At 71.8% G+C, this 15386-nt stretch carries 15 protein-coding genes and 1 tRNA gene; 4 read left to right on the top strand and 12 right to left on the bottom strand.

The window, feature by feature from the left end:
- Positions 1 to 117: 117 nt before the first annotated feature.
- The 10 genes from crcB to ACQP10_RS37110 all read right to left on the bottom strand — a co-directional run bounded on the left by crcB (position 118) and on the right by ACQP10_RS37110 (position 7739).
- Positions 118 to 474, bottom strand: coding sequence for a fluoride efflux transporter CrcB (crcB, locus tag ACQP10_RS37155; RefSeq protein WP_433540595.1), 357 nt, complete (start codon positions 472 to 474; stop codon positions 118 to 120).
- Complete coding sequence (locus ACQP10_RS37150; RefSeq protein WP_399499127.1) at positions 471 to 860, bottom strand: CrcB family protein; 390 nt, start codon at positions 858 to 860, stop codon at positions 471 to 473. Before ACQP10_RS37150 ends, crcB begins: the two co-directional genes overlap by 4 nt.
- A gap of 174 nt (positions 861 to 1034) precedes the next feature.
- Positions 1035 to 2006: an urease accessory protein UreD gene (locus ACQP10_RS37145; protein WP_433540594.1), complete on the bottom strand. Its 972-nt coding sequence runs from the start codon at positions 2004 to 2006 to the stop codon at positions 1035 to 1037.
- Complete coding sequence (ureG, locus tag ACQP10_RS37140; protein WP_179821875.1) at positions 1988 to 2623, bottom strand: urease accessory protein UreG; 636 nt, start codon at positions 2621 to 2623, stop codon at positions 1988 to 1990. The genes ACQP10_RS37145 and ureG overlap by 19 nt, the downstream gene beginning before the upstream one ends.
- A 25-nt stretch (positions 2624 to 2648) precedes the next feature.
- Positions 2649 to 3359, bottom strand: a complete 711-nt coding sequence (locus ACQP10_RS37135) for an urease accessory protein UreF (RefSeq protein ID WP_433540593.1) — start codon at positions 3357 to 3359, stop codon at positions 2649 to 2651.
- Positions 3356 to 5077 (bottom strand): urease subunit alpha, encoded by a 1722-nt coding sequence (ureC, locus tag ACQP10_RS37130; RefSeq protein WP_346018390.1) that lies wholly within the window; start codon positions 5075 to 5077, stop codon positions 3356 to 3358. The genes ACQP10_RS37135 and ureC overlap by 4 nt, the downstream gene beginning before the upstream one ends.
- Before the next feature lie 6 nt (positions 5078 to 5083).
- Positions 5084 to 5533 (bottom strand): urease subunit beta, encoded by a 450-nt coding sequence (gene ureB / locus ACQP10_RS37125; RefSeq protein ID WP_428837507.1) that lies wholly within the window; start codon positions 5531 to 5533, stop codon positions 5084 to 5086.
- Positions 5523 to 6365: a sirohydrochlorin chelatase gene (locus ACQP10_RS37120; RefSeq protein WP_433540592.1), complete on the bottom strand. Its 843-nt coding sequence runs from the start codon at positions 6363 to 6365 to the stop codon at positions 5523 to 5525. Before ACQP10_RS37120 ends, ureB begins: the two co-directional genes overlap by 11 nt.
- The gene (locus ACQP10_RS37115) at positions 6362 to 6670 is read right to left on the bottom strand and encodes an urease subunit gamma (RefSeq protein ID WP_346018392.1); all 309 of its coding nucleotides are present in this window, start codon (positions 6668 to 6670) and stop codon (positions 6362 to 6364) included. Before ACQP10_RS37115 ends, ACQP10_RS37120 begins: the two co-directional genes overlap by 4 nt.
- Before the next feature lie 34 nt (positions 6671 to 6704).
- A complete protein-coding gene (locus ACQP10_RS37110) occupies positions 6705 to 7739 on the bottom strand; it encodes an urea transporter (RefSeq protein ID WP_399498586.1) in 1035 nt (344 codons plus the stop codon).
- 310 nt (positions 7740 to 8049) lie between these two features.
- Here ACQP10_RS37110 and ACQP10_RS37105 point away from each other — a divergent pair, with 310 nt between their 5' ends.
- Positions 8050 to 9903 carry an APC family permease gene (locus ACQP10_RS37105; RefSeq protein ID WP_433540591.1) on the top strand — a complete coding sequence of 618 codons (1854 nt, stop codon included), beginning with the start codon at positions 8050 to 8052 and terminating at the stop codon, positions 9901 to 9903.
- A 219-nt stretch (positions 9904 to 10122) separates the two neighbouring features.
- On the opposite strand, the gene ACQP10_RS37100 is transcribed toward ACQP10_RS37105, so the two are convergent.
- A tRNA-Leu gene (locus tag ACQP10_RS37100) sits at positions 10123 to 10208 on the bottom strand.
- Between the two features lie 163 nt (positions 10209 to 10371).
- Here ACQP10_RS37100 and ACQP10_RS37095 point away from each other — a divergent pair.
- The 3 genes from ACQP10_RS37095 to ACQP10_RS37085 all read left to right on the top strand — a co-directional run bounded on the left by ACQP10_RS37095 (position 10372) and on the right by ACQP10_RS37085 (position 14774).
- Positions 10372 to 11679 (top strand): M20/M25/M40 family metallo-hydrolase, encoded by a 1308-nt coding sequence (locus ACQP10_RS37095; RefSeq protein WP_346018395.1) that lies wholly within the window; start codon positions 10372 to 10374, stop codon positions 11677 to 11679.
- A gap of 111 nt (positions 11680 to 11790) precedes the next feature.
- Positions 11791 to 12411: a hypothetical protein gene (locus ACQP10_RS37090; protein ID WP_346018396.1), complete on the top strand. Its 621-nt coding sequence runs from the start codon at positions 11791 to 11793 to the stop codon at positions 12409 to 12411.
- A gap of 239 nt (positions 12412 to 12650) precedes the next feature.
- A complete protein-coding gene (locus ACQP10_RS37085; RefSeq protein WP_433540590.1) occupies positions 12651 to 14774 on the top strand; it encodes a chaplin family protein in 2124 nt (707 codons plus the stop codon).
- Positions 14775 to 15189: 415 nt separating this feature from the next.
- Here the strand turns inward: ACQP10_RS37085 and ACQP10_RS37080 are convergent, their stop codons facing one another.
- On the bottom strand, positions 15190 to 15375 hold the full coding sequence (locus tag ACQP10_RS37080) for a DUF5703 family protein (RefSeq protein WP_189247016.1): 186 nt from the start codon (positions 15373 to 15375) through the stop codon (positions 15190 to 15192).
- Positions 15376 to 15386: the final 11 nt, after the last annotated feature.

The following is a 15386-nucleotide window of genomic DNA, read 5'->3' as shown; positions in this document are numbered from 1 at the left end:
TCTCCGGCGGCCCTGTGCAGAACACGGCGGCGGGTGAGGCGGAGCCCGCCGGAGCCCGCCGGAGCCCGACGGAGCGTGCCGGCCCGGCGGCCGTCACAGCACCCGGCTCGGCGGCCGTCACACCGCCCGGAACAAGACGTACAGGAGCGTGAGGACGACGAAGCCGAGCACCATGGAGACGATCACGTTCGTCACGGCCCCGGCGTACTTCCCGTCCTGGAAGAGGTGGACGGCCTCCAGCTCGAAGGTGCTGAACGTCGTCAGCGCGCCGCAGAAACCCGTGCCGGCCAGGGCCTCCGCCCCGATCCCCACGCCCGCTCCGTGCAGCGCCCCCAGAACCCCCGCGCCCAGGAGGTTGACCGTCAGGGTCCCCCACGGGAACGCCTTGCCGAACCGCCTCTTGACCGCCGCGTCGAGGACGTAACGCAGCACGGCGCCGAACGCCCCTCCGATGAGCACCAGCAGGAGGATCATGACGACGCGCCGCCTTCGGACCCGTCTGTGCGATGTGGCACCAGCCCCCCGAGCAGGAGCCCCGCCACGATCGCGATCCAGCCGCCCACCACGCTGACCACCGCGTAGGTGACGCTCAGGTCCCAGCTCCCGGCGCGGCCGAGGGCGTGCATCCCGTCGATGAGATGGGAGAACGTGGTGAAACCGCCCAGGTAGCCGGTCACCAGCAGCGGGCGGGTGAAAGCATGCGGCCGGCCCTTGAGCAGGTACGTCGTCAGCGTCCCCATGAACAGGCAGCCGAGGAGGTTCACCAGGAGGGTCCCCCAGGGGAAGCCTCCCTGCCCCCCGGGCATCGCCTCGGTGATCAGATGACGCAGCAGGGCCCCGAGTGCTCCTCCGACGGCGATGTCGAGGAGCGCGCCGGGCCGGACCCCCGGATGGCGGGGCGGCCCCTCCTTGCGCCGGTCCAGGGACGGACGCCTCGGCTCTTTCGCGGTGGAGCAGATGCCCCTCCGCCCTTCCCGGGGACTCCATGACCTTCTCCTCCAGGTCTTCTCGCCATCGAGAGCGCCGGGCCGGTGTCAGCGTCCGCGCGGGGCGGGCGCCGACGCTCCCGGCAGCAGCCCGCGGACGGCGTCCAGGGCCTGCCCGAAGGCGGCCTCCACCTCGGGCGATCGCTCCCCGAGGACACGGGCCCAGGCGCCCCGCTCGCCCGGCAGGACGCCGGCCCCGGCCCGCGAACCGGTGCGGGTGAGCACCTCGTGCATCGCGTCGGCCAGGACCCGCGCGGGTCGCACCCCGGTGACGACGTACAGGGACGCCAGGACCCCGTACCGGTCCATCACCGCCGGTCCCGTCACCGCCCGTTCCCCCGGCACCAGGCGGAGCGGGTCGGCGAACAGCAGCCGCCCCGCGGTGTCGCGTACCTCGACGTCGCCGCAGTACGCCGTGTACGCGTGCCGTTCCCCCCGGGCGAGCCGGCCGGCCAGCAACGTCTCGCCCAGCACGACGGTGGAGTCGGGGTGGGCGGTGACGTCGATCCGCTGGTAGTACCGCGTGCCGCCGAACGGGATCGTCCTGTCCGGCAGGTATTCCAGGTGACCGCCGGGCCCCACGGCGAGGCGGACGAGCTGCGTGGCGTAGTCCTGCTCCATCCGGTAGAGCCGGGTGGCGCCCTGGGTGGTCAGGTGCACGGCCGCTCCCGGCCCGCAGGAGACGTCGACGCGGTAGCGGTCCCCTTGGAGGACCCCGCCTCCGGACGACATGATCATGACGTACGGCAGGCCCGGGACCTCGGGGTCACGGTAGAGCGGCCGGGTGATGTGCAGCGGCGCCTTCTGGTAGTGGCCGGTCAGCTCCGTCCGGTCACCGATCCGCTCGAACGCGAGGTCGAGGATCCCGACCTTGCCTGGGCTGCCGACCGGCAGCATGTCCGGGGTGCCGGCGTGCCGCCGCACCGGTTCGGGCACCCAGCCGGGGAGGTACCACTCCGGTGAGAGGCGGTCGCCGGTCCTCCGTGAGCCGTCCACCGTCCCTACGCCGGCGAGCTGCACGCCGCTCCCGCCCGCGCCTCGATGAAGTCGACGACCTGGGGGACCCCGGTGCCGGTGAGGCAGTCGGTCAGCGCGACCGGGCCGTCGCCGCGCACCGCCCGCGCGTCCCGTTCCATGACCTTCAGGTCGGTGCGGACGTACTGAGCTATGTCGATCTTGTTGATGACCAGCAGGTCGGAGTCCGTGGTGCCCGGACCGCGCTTGCGCGGCATCTTCTCGCCCTCGGCGGTGTCCAGGACGAAGATGTACACGTCGGCCAGCACCGGGCTGAAGGTGAGCGTCAGGTTGTCGCCGCCGCTCTCGAACAGCAGCATGTCGAGGTCGGGGAAGCGGTCGAGCATCTCGGCCGCCGCCGCCAGGTTCATGGTCGGGTCGTCCCGGACCGCGGTGTGCGGGCAGGCCCCCGTCTCGACACCCACGATCCGCTCGGGGTCGAGCGTCCCGGCCAGCGTACGGCGGACGTGCTCGGCGTCCTCCTGGGTGTAGATGTCATTGGTGATCACGCCGATGCGGTGCCCCCGGGCCTGCAGGTGGGGGACCAGCGCCTCGATCAGCGCCGTCTTGCCGGATCCGACGGGGCCGCCGATCCCTACCTTGAAGACCTTCTCCAGCTCCATCTCGTTCCTCTCCCGTACGAACGGATCAGGTGGCGAACAGGCGGGCCTCCGCCCGCTCGTGCGCGGCCGAGACGACGTCGGCGAGGGGCACCGAGCCGTGCAGATCCCGCGGATCCCCGGCGGCGAGCGCCGTCCGCGCGACCCGCGCGAGATCCGGGCGGACCTCGCGCAACAGCCCCTGCGCGCGGCGGAAGTCGGTACGGCCCAGCCGCACCGCCGCCGCCGTCCAGCTCGCGGCGAAGGCGTACAGGTCGGCGGCTACCGCGTGCGCCACCGGCACTCCGAGCCCCGCGTAGAGCGCGCCGACCACGACCGCGTGATTGCCCGGTGTGGCCTTCTCCGCCACCAGCTCCGCCAGCCGGGCGGCCTCCGGCACCGGGAAGGCGAAGACCGCCGTGTCGAGGACCTGCCGGCCGGTCCGCGCCGAGGCGGCCCGCTGCTCGCGGTTGAGCTTGATCGCGTGCAGCCGCCGGTCGACCTGGACCAGCCGCTCCCAGTCCCCCTCGCCGACGGCGCGGTGCGCCAGCACCAGGGCCGCCGCGTCCGCCGGGCCCACCGCGTTGTACAGCAGGTCGGTCAGCAGCTCACGCAGGTTCTCCGGACCGGTGATCCGGAGCTGGACGTACCCCTCCAGCCCGTGCGACAACGTGTACATCCCGCTGGGGAAACCGGAGTCGGTGAGCTGGAACTGGGCCAGCAGCGGGTCCAGGTCGCCGGTGCCGGGAGGTGTGCTCATGCCAGGAAGTACAGCCGGTTCAGCGGCAGCTTCTTGGCCGGCTCGATGTGCGCGGGCTCCCCGTCGACGGTCACCCGGTAGGTCTCGGGATCGACCTCGATCCGGGCGAGCGTGGAATTGCGAATCATGTGGCGCTTGTCGACGGTCCGGCACTGCCGTACGGGCCGGATCAGCCGCTGCAGGCCGAGCCTCTCCGGCACGCCCGCCTCGATCCCGGCGCCGGACATGAAAGTGACGCAGGTGCTCGACAGCGCCCTGCCGAAGGCCCCGTACGTGGGGCGGTAGTAGACCGGCTGCGGTGTCGGCAGGGACGCGTTCGGGTCGCCCATCTGGGCCCAGCTGATCAGGCCGCCCTTGACGATCATGGCGGGCTTGGCCCCGAAGGAGTGGATCGGCCACAGCACGATGTCGGCGAGCTTCCCGTCCTCCAGCGAGCCGATCGTGTCCGCCATCCCGGAGGCGCGGGCCGGGTTGATGGTCACCTTGGCCAGGTAGCGCAGCACCCGGAAGTTGTCGTTGCGGGCGGAGTCCTCCGGCAGCGTCCCCCGCTTGTCCTTGTTGTGGTGGGCCACCTGGAAGGCCCGGGTGAACGTCTCGCCCACCCGGCCCATCGCCTGCGAGTCCGACCCGATGATGCTGATGATGCCCAGGTCGTGCAGCACGGTCTCGGCCGCGATGGTCTCGGCGCGCACCCGGCTCTCGGCGAACGCCACGTCCTCGGGCACGTCGTAGCTGAGGTGGTGGCAGACCATCGTCATGTCCAGCAGTTCGTCCACCGAGTCGGCGGTGTACGGCAGCGTCGGGTTCGTGGAGGCCGGGAGCACGTTGGGCTCGCCGGTGACCCGCAGGATGTCGGGGGCGTGCCCGCCGCCGGCGCCTTCGGAGTGGTAGGTGTGGATCGTGCGGCCGTTGATCGCGCTGATGGTGTCCTCGACGTAGCCCGCCTCGTTCAGCGTGTCGGTGTGGATGTTGATCTGGATGTCGAGCTCGTCGGCGACCGACAGCGCGCAGTCGATGACGGCGGGGGTGGTGCCCCAGTCCTCGTGCACCTTCAGGCCGCAGGCCCCGGCCCGGATCTGCTCCTCCAGCGGGGCCGGCAGGCTGCTGTTCCCCTTGCCGTACACCGCGATGTTGATGGGGACGGCCTCGTAGGCCTGGAGGATGCGGGAGATGTTCCACGGGCCGGGCGTGGTGGTGCAGCCGCGGGAACCGTCCGCCGGGCCGGTGCCGCCGCCGACCAGCGTGGTGATCCCGTTGCTCAGCGCATGCTGGGCCTGCTGGGGGGTGAGGAAGTGGACGTGCGTGTCGATCCCTCCGGGCGTGGCGATGAGGTTCTCGCCGGAGATCACCTCGGTGCTCGCGCTGACGATCAGACGCCGGTCGACCCCGTTCTGGGTGTGCGGGTTGCCGGACTTGCCGATGCCGGCGATCTTCCCGTCCTTGACGCCGATGTCGCCCTTGACGATGCCCAGCACCGGGTCCATGATCACCGCGTTGGTGATCACCAGGTCCAGGGCGACCGAACTGTCCGAGGCCGGGTCGGCCGACATCCCGTCCCGGGCGGTCTTGCCGCCGCCGTACTGGGTCTCGTCCCCGTAGTGCCCCTCGGTGTAGTCCTTCTCCACCTCGGCGATGAGGTTGGTGTCCCCGAGATGGAACCTGTCGCCCACCGTCGGCCCGTACATCGTCGCGTACTGCTTGCGGCTCATCGTGGCCATGGCGGTTCAGCCCTTCTTCCCGGAGCTCGTGGATTTCGGCTTTTTGGCCGGCTTCTCCCCGGACGCGCCGGACGCCTCGGATGTGCCGGGCTCGTCGTGGTAGCCGCGTTCACGCATCCTCTTCAGCGCCCTGCGGTGCGCCTCGCCGGAGCGGATGCTGCCGTTGAGGAGTCCGCCGAAGCCCACCAGCCGCTGACCGCCGCCGTACTCGACCAGGGTCACCTGCTTGGTGTCCCCGGGCTCGAACCGGACGGCGGTCCCGGCGGGAATGTCCAGGCGTTTGCCGAACGCCTGGTCGCGGTCGAAGCTCAGCGCCCGGTTGACCTCGAAGAAGTGGAAGTGGGAACCGACCTGGACGGCGCGGTCGCCGGTGTTGTGGACCGTGACGGTCACCCTGGGCTGGCCGACGTTCAGCTCGATCTGCCCTTCGCCGTACATGTAAACGTCATCCGACATGGGATGCCGCCCCCTTCAGGTTCGCCGTCACCGGCACGGACGGGTTCCGGTGACGATCTGTGTGGTCGTGCTCGTCGCGGTGGCCGTGACCGTGCCCGTGTTCACCGCCGTGCTCGTGCTCGTGGCTGTGGCCGTGTTCGTGGCCGTGGCGGACGGTCGCCAGCCCGTCGTCGCCGTACCGGTCCCACCGGTGTTCCGCCTCGGCCACCCGCTCGCGGACCAGCGTGGCGAGCGAGGCGGGCCCCAGGAGCGGGCCCGCGGTCCGGACGCCGGGCCGCGGGGCCACCGGAACGAACGAGGCGGGCACCAGCACGACGCCGTCGGCCCCCAGCCGCAGGCAGCGCTCCACGCCCTCGTCCACGTCCGGGTCACCGCCGATCAGCGCGACCTCCACCCAGCGCACGGAGGTGTACTGCCGCACCAGCCGCGCCACCCTGAACAGTTCCGCGTCCGGCTCGGGCCCGGCCGCGGGCGCCACCAGCAGCACCGCCTGCCGCGGCGGCCCGTCGCGCAGCGCCCGGGTCACCGCACCCCTGATCCAGCCGACCAGATGCCCGGTCGTGCCCAGCGGCCCGGCCAGCAGCAGGTCCCCCGGCGCACGCTCACGAGCCGCCCACCTCAGGGCCTGCGCGGCGACGGCCGACAGCTCCGGGTCCCGCCCGAGCGTCATCGGCACCGCCACGATCCGGTCGCGGCCGACGAGCGCGGCGTGCAGGTCGCGCCCCACGGCGCGCACCTCGGGACCGCCCGGTTCCACCGGGCCGGGCAGGCACCGGCCGTCCCGGCTCTCGTGCCCGCCGACCAGCAGGACCCTGCGACGGTCCGGCCTCACTTCCCGCCCACCGGGTCGTGGCAGGAGACCAGTTTGGTGCCGTCGTCGAAGACCGCCTCCACCTGGATCAGCTTCAGCATGCCGCGCACACCGGGCAGGACGTCGTCGGGCCCGACGATCTGCTTGCCCAGCTCCATGCACTCCGCGACGGTCTTGCCGTCCCGGGCCGCCTCCACGATCGCCGAGCTGATCAGCGCCACCGCCTCGGCGTAGTTGAGCTTCAGGCCCCGATCCCGGCGTTGCCGTGCCATCTGCGCGACGGTGAAAATGACCAGCTTGTCCATTTCCCGCGGTGTGAGGTTCATTGGTGGTCCTTTCCGCGCCCGCGGCCGTCGACGGTCATCCGGCGCGCTTGATCTTGTTGAGCATCGGGACGGCGACGAGGAACACCCAGGTCACAAGCACGAACGGCCAGGTGAGAGTGTGACCTCCGACCACCTCGAACAGATTGCCGACAGCGGCCGTCAGCCCCGCCGCCGACACGGTGCCGATCACGGCGTAGGCGGCGCTCGCCGGGGTGACCGCGATGAAGGTGCCGAACAGCGCGAGCCCGGTCAGCGTGGAGTTGTAGCCGTACAGTCCCGCTCCCAGGTCCGCGGCCTGCGCGCCCAGCGCCCAGCCGGTGAGCAGGCCGATCAGGCTGGACACGAACGCCACCAGTCCGGTCATCCATCCGCTGACGAACAGTCCGGCCAGGAAGATCACGCCGACGTACCACTTGTTCTGGAAGAACACCTGGCCGACGCCGTTGAACGTGCCCTGCCAGAAGTAGGTCCAGCTCATCGCGGTGCCGGGAGCGGTGGCGGACGGCGGGGCCGCGCCCGCGTGGCCCGCCCAGATCCGGTGGAAGGACGGCCCCCCGATCACCATCACCGAGGTGATCGCGCAGAAGGGCGCGGTGAGGGTCGGCAGGCGGTACGGCGTGAGGAGCACGTTCAGCGCCGAGGTGAGCACGCTTCCGGCGATCGCGCCGACGATGACGAGCGCGACCGTCATCCACCGGACGTCCAGATAGAGCACCAGGCTGACACCGATCAGCGTGCCGCAGAAACCCTCCAGGCCCGGCCAGACCCGGTCCGGCCAGGAGACGCCGAGCAGATAGGCGGTGAGCGTGGCGACCACCGTCCCCAGCAGTCCGAAGACACCGAACCGCCAGCCCCCCACGAACAACGCGAGAAGGAACACCAGGCCGGTCCAGAGACTCGACTGGAAATCGACCTGTGCGACACCCTTCGGAACGGTGCGCAGAAAGTCGAGGCCCCGCGGTCTCTCCGGGTGGGTCGTCTGCTCCTCCGGATCCGGTGGTGCGGGTGCCGAGGACAAAGACGCCAACCCCTTGGACTCCGACGGTGTGACAGGACGCGGGGATCCCACGCGCTGCGGCGATGATTCCCGGGCCCCCGGGCCAGCAAAAACCGCAAGGGGTCACGCTCTGGTCAATCATTTTATTCATTGCATTGACCAGATATGCGGGTATTAACCACGACTGAGGTCGCCGGCGAATTCGGGAAATCCGGACGGACGTCGAGACGTAAGTGGGAAAATGTCAACCAGTGAAAAGCCAAGAACGCCCGTGCCGGCGGGAAACGGAAGCCCTTCCCGGCCCTCCTCCGCCGCCGGTCCCACGATCAGGAGAACGGCCGGCCGGAGGACGGGCTCCGGGGCGTCGTGAAGGCCTCGTGACATGCCCTCACTCCCGCGGTGGAAACGCCTGGGCTCCAGGGCCTCGGCCGCCCACCGCAGGCTCCAACTGCGCCACGGCGAAGGGGACAGGCAGCATCTGACCAGCCTGGAGGGACTGGCCGCGCTGTCGCTGGACGCGCTCAGCTCGGTCGCCTACGGACCCGAGGAGATCGCACTCGTCCTGGCGGGCGCCGGCGCGTTCGCGGTGGGCGGCACGCTGCCGATCACTTTGGTCATCGTGGGACTGCTCATGGTGCTCGTGCTCTCCTACCGCCAGGTGATCGCCGCGCATCCCCAGGGCGGCGGCTCCTACGGGGTGGCCAAGGAGAACCTGGGCGAACGGGTGAGCATGCTGGCCGCCGCGGCGCTCATCGTCGACTACGTGCTCACCGTGGCGGTCAGCCTCGCGGCCGGGGCCGCCAGCCTGGCCTCGGCCTTCCCCGTTCTGGCCCCGTACCTCACGGAGACCTGCCTGACGGGGCTGGCACTGCTGACGGTCCTCAACCTGTACGGGATCTCCGACAGCGCGCGGGTGCTGATGGCGCCGACCATCCTGTTCGTGGTGTGCATCGCCGGCGTCGTGATACTGGGGCTGGCCCGCTCCCGGCCGGTGGCGGTGGTGGGAGAGCCCATGGTCGTTCCCGTGACCGAGACGCTGGGAGCGCTGCTGATCCTGAAGGCGTTCTCCTCCGGCTGCTCCTCACTGACCGGCGTCGAGGCCATCGCCAACGGCGTTCCCATGTTCCGCGAGCCCAGGACCGTGCGGGCACGGCGGGCCGAGCTGACCCTCGGACTGCTGCTCGGCTCGATGCTGCTCGGACTGGCGGTGCTCATCCACCGGGACCACGTGCTGCCCCGGGAGGGGGTCACCATCCTCTCCCAGCTCACGGCCGGCTCCTACGGCACAGGCTGGGCGTACTACATGACCAACATCGTGGTCACGCTCGGCCTCGCCCTGGCCGCGAACACCAGCTTCGGCGGCCTGCCGGTCCTGCTGAGCCTGCTGGCCCGTGACGACCGCCTGCCGCACCTGTTCGCGCTGCGGACCGAACGCCCCGTCTATCGCTACGGCGTCGCGGTCGTGGGGGTCCTGGCCGCCGTGCTGCTGATCGCGGTGGGCGGACTGACCCACAAACTCATCCCGATGTTCGCCATCGGGGTGTTCATCGGCTTCACCATCAGCCAGGTCGGCATGGTCAAGCACTGGTGGAGCCTGCGTCCGCCCCGCTGGCCCGGCAACGTGCTGCTCAACGGCATCGGCGCTCTGCTCACCTGCGTCGCCGCCCTGGTGCTGCTCGTCTCCAAATTCAGGGAGGGCGCCTGGGTGGTCGTCATCGTCGTCCCCCTGCTCATGCTGCTGTTCAGCCGGATCCAGCGTTACTACACCGAGGTCGGCGCCGAACTGGGGACACACCGGATACCGGCCAAACCCGCCGGACCCGCCGAGACGGCCGGCCGGGAGAAACTGGTCATCATCCCGGTCGGCGCCGTCACCGCCATGACGGAGCGGGCCCTGAGCGCGGGCCTGGCGCTCGGCGGAGAGGTCGTCGCCGTCACGGTGTGCTCCGACTCCGCGGGCGCGGACCGCATACGCGGGCAGTGGGCGAGGTGGGACCCGGGCGTCCGGCTCGAGACCATCGTGAACCCCCACCGCACGGTGGTGCATCCCGTTCTGGAGTACGTCCGCGCGGCGGACGAAACGGGCAGGCGGGTGATCGTCCTCATCCCCCTCATCGAGCCGAGGCATTTCCGCTACCGGATACTGCACAACCAGCGCGGTCTCTTCATGGCCCTCGTGCTGCGGGAGCACCTCGACGTGGTCGTCGCCCTGCTGCCCTTCCGGCTCAAGATGTGACCGGACGGCGAGCCGGCGGGACCGCCCCTCCCGGTGCGTCCGCCCCCGCCGGACGCCGTCGGAAACGCTCCGGGCGGCGGACCTCGTCGATCCGGGCGGCGGGCCTCGCCGGGAAGGTCACGACCTGCGGCATGCCGGGTCCTCGACCGGTTCACGACCCGGGAAAGCACGAAGTCCTGGCCGCTCTTCCGGCGACCAGGACTCCTGAGCTATCGAATGTGTCCGAGGGGGGACTTGAACCCCCATGCCCCGCAAAGGGCACTAGCACCTCAAGCTAGCGCGTCTGCCTATTCCGCCACCCGGACGTGGTGCCTGCACGAGAGACCGTCATCGCTCGTCGGCGGATTTAGGTTAGCAAACTCTTGGGCGTGCGTCATATCGGTTGCCCGGCGGCCCTCCCGGTGATGCCCCGCGGCCCCGGCGGCGGCAGGATGGGAGAGCAAGCCGTACCAAGCGTAAGGAGTCGACATGACCGTGCTCAATGGCGAGGACGAGGTCGCCGAGCTGTGTCGTGACCTGATCCGGATCGACTCGACCAACACGGGGGACAACACCGGCCCCGGCGAGCGGGCCGCCGCCGAGTACGTCGCCGGGAAACTGGCCGAGGTCGGGCTGGAGCCCCGGATCCTGGAGTCGGACGACCGCCGGGCGAGCGTGATTGCCCGCATCGAGGGAGAGGACTCCTCCCGTGGCGCGCTCCTCCTGCACGGGCATCTCGACGTCGTCCCCTTCCACGCCGAGGACTGGACCTACCACCCGCTCAGCGGGGAGATCGCCGACGGCTGCGTCTGGGGACGCGGCGCGGTCGACATGAAGAACATGGACGCGATGATCCTCGCGGTCGTCCGGCAGCGGCTCAGCGAGGGCCGCCGCCCGCCGCGGGACGTGGTGCTGGCGTTCACCGCCGACGAGGAGGCCGGCGGCGCGTACGGCGCGCAGTGGCTGTCCGAAGAGCACCCCGAACTGTTCGAGGGCTGCACCGAGGCGATCGGCGAGGTCGGCGGGTTCAGCGTCTCCCTCGACGACGACCGCAGGCTGTACCTCATCGAGGCGGCGGAGAAGGGCATCGCCTGGATGCGGCTGACCGCCCGCGGCCGAGCCGGTCACGGCTCGATGCTCAGCGCCGAGAACGCGATCACCGAGCTCGCCGAGGCCGTCGGCCGGATCGGCCGCTACGAGTGGCCGGTACGGCTCACGCCCACGGTCGAGACCTTCCTCGTCGAGACCTCCCGGGCGCTGGGGGTGGAGCTCGACCTGGACGACGCCGAGGCGACCGTGGCCAAGCTCGGCCCGCTGGCGCGGATGATCGGCGCGGTGCTGCGCAACACCGCCAACCCGACCATGCTGCAGGGCGGCTACAAGGCCAACGTCATCCCGCAGACCGCGACCGCGCACGTGGACGGGCGATTCCTGCCGGGCTACGAGGACGAGTTCTTCAAGACGATCGACGAGCTGCTCGGCCCCAACGTGACCAGGGAGTTCGTCTACCACGACATCGCCCTGGAGACCGGGTTCGACGGGCCGCTGGTGCGCGCGATGGCCGACGCGCTGGCCGCGGAGGACCCGGGGGCGCTGGCCGTGCCGTACACGCTGTCCGGCGGCACGGACCTGAAGGCGTTCAGCATGCTGGGCATGCGCGGGTTCGGCTTCGCGCCGCTGCGGCTTCCCGCCGACCTGGACTTCTCCGGGATGTTCCACGGCGTGGACGAGCGGGTGCCGGTCGACTCCCTGCAGTTCGGCGTACGGGTTCTTGACCGTTTCCTGGACGCCTGCTGAACCGATCCTCGGAAAAGCATTACGGTGACTCGGTGTAGTGCTAACGTGGCTTTCCGTTGATGGGGGCGGACCATGCGAAAAGCAGGTCCACCAGAGCTTCGAGGAGGCTGCGTGGCACGCGTGCCGTATGGGCGGTGGGGGGCGTTCTCGCCCGCCGTCCGGCGCGTGCCCGCGGCCGTCTCCGCCGACGGCGCGGTCTTCGCGCGGGATGACCGGATGGCGCGGTTCGCGGCCGGCTCCCGGCTGATCGTCAGGCGAGCGCTCTCCATCGGCGGCCTGCTGGCCGCCGGATGGCTGCTCGCGGTCGTCTTCGGGCTTCTCGGCGCCGCTCCGGCCGCCGCGGACACCACCGCGGCGGCCGGACCGGCCGGTTCGCGTGCCCCCGTCTCCGCCGCTTCCGGACCGGCCGTCAGGGCCGGTGTCTTCCCCGCGGAGAGCGGCACGCCTTCGGCGTCGGGCGACGCCGAAGCGATGGCCGGGCGAGGCGTGGACGGGCTCACCAGCCAGTCCGGGCCGGTGTCCCCGGCCCCCGCCGCCGTTGACCACGGCTCCGGCACCGATGGGTTCCTGCCCCAGGGCAACGGTGGTTCCGGCCCCTCCGGGCCGGGCGTGGGGGATGTCGCGAGGTTCGTCTACGACCCGCGGCCCATGGCGCGGCGCGCCCCGCTGGCGTGCGTGCTCCCCCCTGTCGTCCGCACAGCGGCGGACGACCCCTCCTTCTCTCCTGACTGACGCCGTGTCCCGCGTGCCCGGGTTTCCCCACCGGACACGCTCACCGGCCGCGGAGCGCGTCATGGCCTCCCCTCTCCGGGGAGTCGCTCCGTCCGCCGGACGACCGGTGATCTCCAGTTCCTCGTGACGGCCGTCGGGGCTTTCCGCTGCACGCGTTCCCGTCAGGTTCTCGCGCGGCCTCGCATGCCCGCCACGAGACGTCAGGTATTCCCCCCGAACAACCGCAAGGAGCATCAAACATGCGTACGTGGGTTAAGGGCTCGACCCCCGCGGCACTGCTCGCGCTGGGTGTCATGACACTCGGCAGCGGTACGGCTTTCGCGGACACCTCCGGTGACCATTCGGTCGGCGGTGGCAACCAGGTCAACCTCCCGATCACCCTGCCGATCGACATCAGCGGCAACGCCGCCGCGGTCGCCGGGAAGTCCCGGGCGGGCTCCACGGGCGGCGCCTCCGCCGGCGCCACCGGCGGCGTCCCCGGCGAGACCTCCGGCAGGGGCAGCGTCCTGGGCGGCAACCAGGTCAACGCCCCGATCACCGCGCCCATCGACGCCTGCGGCAACGCGCTCTCCCTGTTCGGCCGCTCCGAGGCCGGCTGCCGGGGCGGCGCGTCGGTCTCGCGGGGCGGTGGCGGTGGGGCGGGTGGCAACCGTACGAACGGTGACCACAGTGTGGTGGGTGGTAACCAGGTGGTCGCGCCGATCACCGCTCCGGTCAACGTGTGCGGCAACTCCGTCGCGGTCGTCGGCCGGGCGGCCGCGGGGTGCCGGGGTGGTGCGTCCGTCCACGGTTCCGGCGGGGGCAGCGGCGCCGGGGGTGCGGGGGGCAACGTGACCTCCGGGCGCGGGTCCGTGCTGGGCGGCAACCAGGTGGTCGCGCCGATCACCGCTCCGATCAACATTTGCGGCAACGCGGTCGCCGTCATCGGCCGGGCCTTCTCCGGCTGCGCCGGCGGAGCCAAGGTCGGTGACGACGGACCCGTCCGTCCCGGCGGTCCCGGTCACCCGGGCGGTCCGGGCCAGCCCGGCGGTCCTGGTCACCCGGGTGGTCCTGGTCACCCCGGCGGTCCGGGCAAGCCTGGTTACCCGGGCGGGCACGGTCAGCCCGGTAAGCCGGGCGGCCACGGCCGTCCCGGGCAGCCGGACGGGCACGGCCGCCCCGGCGGTCCCGGTCACCCAGGTCGTCCCGGTCACCCCGGTCAGCCGGGTGGCCCGGGTCAGCCCGGCGGTCCCGGTCAGCCTGGTGGCCCCGGCCGTCCCGGGCAGCCGGACGGCGGTTCCGGTCCGCGTCCGGGTTCCACCGGAAACGACACCGACGGCCGGTTCAGCGTCGGCGGCGGTAACCAGGTGGTCGCGCCGATCACCGCACCGGTCGAGACCTGCGGCAACGCTGTCGGCAACGCCGCGGCCGGTTGTCCGGGCGGGGTGTCCGTTCCCGGCTCCGGCGGGGGGCGCGGCGCCGGGGGTGCGGGGGGCAACGTGACCTCCGGGCGCGGGTCCGTGCTGGGCGGCAACCAGGTGGTCGCCCCGATCACCGCTCCGGTCAACATCTGCGGCAACGCGATCGCCGTCATCGGCCGGGCCTTCGCCGGATGCCAGGGCGGTGCCTCCGTCGAGGGCGGCGGTGGCGGTGGGGCGGGTGGCAACCGTACGAACGGTGACCACAGTGTGGTGGGTGGTAACCAGGTGGTCGCGCCGATCACCGCTCCGGTCAACGTGTGCGGCAACTCCGTCGCGGTCGTCGGCCGGGCGGCCGCGGGGTGCCGGGGTGGTGCGTCCGTCCACGGTTCCGGCGGGGGCAGCGGCGCCGGGGGTGCGGGGGGCAACGTGACCTCCGGGCGCGGGTCCGTGCTGGGCGGCAACCAGGTGGTCGCGCCGATCACCGCTCCGGTCAACATCTGCGGCAACGCGGTCGCCGTCCTCGGTGACGCCGCTGCCGGCTGCCTGGGCGGCTCCCACGCCGGCGGGCCGGGGCGCTCCGGGGCCTCCGCGATGCCCACCGCCGCCCGGGCGGGCCGTACCGCGCTACTGCCCGAGATCCCCGTCCTGCCGGGCACCCGCGGGGCCGCCCAGCGCTCGGGCCGCGGATCCGGTCAGAGCGCGGGTCGCGAGTCCGGCCTGAACGCGGGTCGCGGGGTCGCGCAGCACCCGGGCCGCCAGGTCGGCGCTCCGGGCGCGGTCACCTCCGCCCCGGTCGGCCGTGCGCTGCCCGCCGGCGACCTCGGCCTGATGAGCGCCGCCCGGCCCGCGGGTGTGGCCGGCATGAACTCCGGCGCCCTGGCCGCCCTTCTGGTCGGTGCCATGGCCGCTCTCTCCGCCACCCTGCTCGCGGCCACCCGTCGCTTCCGGCTCGGTCGGAAGTAACGCCGAGGCGGTCCGGAACCAGCCGGAGCGGTGATCCGGACCCGGGCCGGACACAGAGTCGGGCCCGGGTCCGGACACAGGGCCGGACGCGGGGTCAGACACAGGGCGGGACCCGGGGCCGGACCCAGAGCCGGACGCGGGGCCGGACGCAGAGTCGGAAGCCGACCGCCGGACAACGGGGCGGGAAGCGAGACGGCAGGTAATACATCAGTAACTCTTTGGTCATGTCCCCTCAGAGCCGCTGGGGGAGACGCGCAGGCGCTCCGCCGCCGGTGAGAGGAACCGCGGGCCCAGGCGGCCCGGGTTCCGATCGCCGGGCGGAGCGGGAGTGCTTTGCCCGTTCCGGGGGCGCGGCCCGGGGCGGGCAAAGCCATGTCGGTCCACCGCCTTCGCGGGTCACGGGGACCGCGGCCGGTCACATCGTCCTGGCCACACGTATGATCTTGCGACGCAACCGGACGTCCCTGCGGCCGTCGGGATACAGTCGCAGACGGTCGAGCTCCCAGCCGCCGTATTCTGCGTGTTCGGTCAGGATCTGGCGGGCCGTGTCCCGGGTCGTACCGCGCGGAAGGTGGAGAACCAAGTAGGAGTAGTCCAGCACAGCGATTAGTC

The organism is Streptosporangium sandarakinum, from assembly GCF_050942225.1.
In the GTDB taxonomy this organism is placed as follows: domain Bacteria; phylum Actinomycetota; class Actinomycetes; order Streptosporangiales; family Streptosporangiaceae; genus Streptosporangium; species Streptosporangium nondiastaticum.
The sequence above is the reverse complement of the archived record's forward strand: the minus strand, read 5'-3'. Positions and strand labels throughout refer to the sequence as shown.

What these genes read in the sequence shown, in the direction of transcription:
- ACQP10_RS37085 (WP_433540590.1), top strand. Translation starts at nt 12,651, where the DNA reads ATGCGTACGTGGGTTAAGGGCTCGACCCCCGCGGCACTGCTCGCGCTG.
- ACQP10_RS37135 (WP_433540593.1), bottom strand. Translation starts at nt 3,359, where the DNA reads ATGAGCACACCTCCCGGCACCGGCGACCTGGACCCGCTGCTGGCCCAG.
- ureC (WP_346018390.1), bottom strand. Translation starts at nt 5,077, where the DNA reads ATGGCCACGATGAGCCGCAAGCAGTACGCGACGATGTACGGGCCGACG.
- ureG (WP_179821875.1), bottom strand. Translation starts at nt 2,623, where the DNA reads ATGGAGCTGGAGAAGGTCTTCAAGGTAGGGATCGGCGGCCCCGTCGGA.
- ACQP10_RS37105 (WP_433540591.1), top strand. Translation starts at nt 8,050, where the DNA reads ATGCCCTCACTCCCGCGGTGGAAACGCCTGGGCTCCAGGGCCTCGGCC.
- crcB (WP_433540595.1), bottom strand. Translation starts at nt 474, where the DNA reads ATGATCCTCCTGCTGGTGCTCATCGGAGGGGCGTTCGGCGCCGTGCTG.
- ureB (WP_428837507.1), bottom strand. Translation starts at nt 5,533, where the DNA reads ATGTCGGATGACGTTTACATGTACGGCGAAGGGCAGATCGAGCTGAAC.
- ACQP10_RS37115 (WP_346018392.1), bottom strand. Translation starts at nt 6,670, where the DNA reads ATGAACCTCACACCGCGGGAAATGGACAAGCTGGTCATTTTCACCGTC.
- ACQP10_RS37095 (WP_346018395.1), top strand. Translation starts at nt 10,372, where the DNA reads ATGACCGTGCTCAATGGCGAGGACGAGGTCGCCGAGCTGTGTCGTGAC.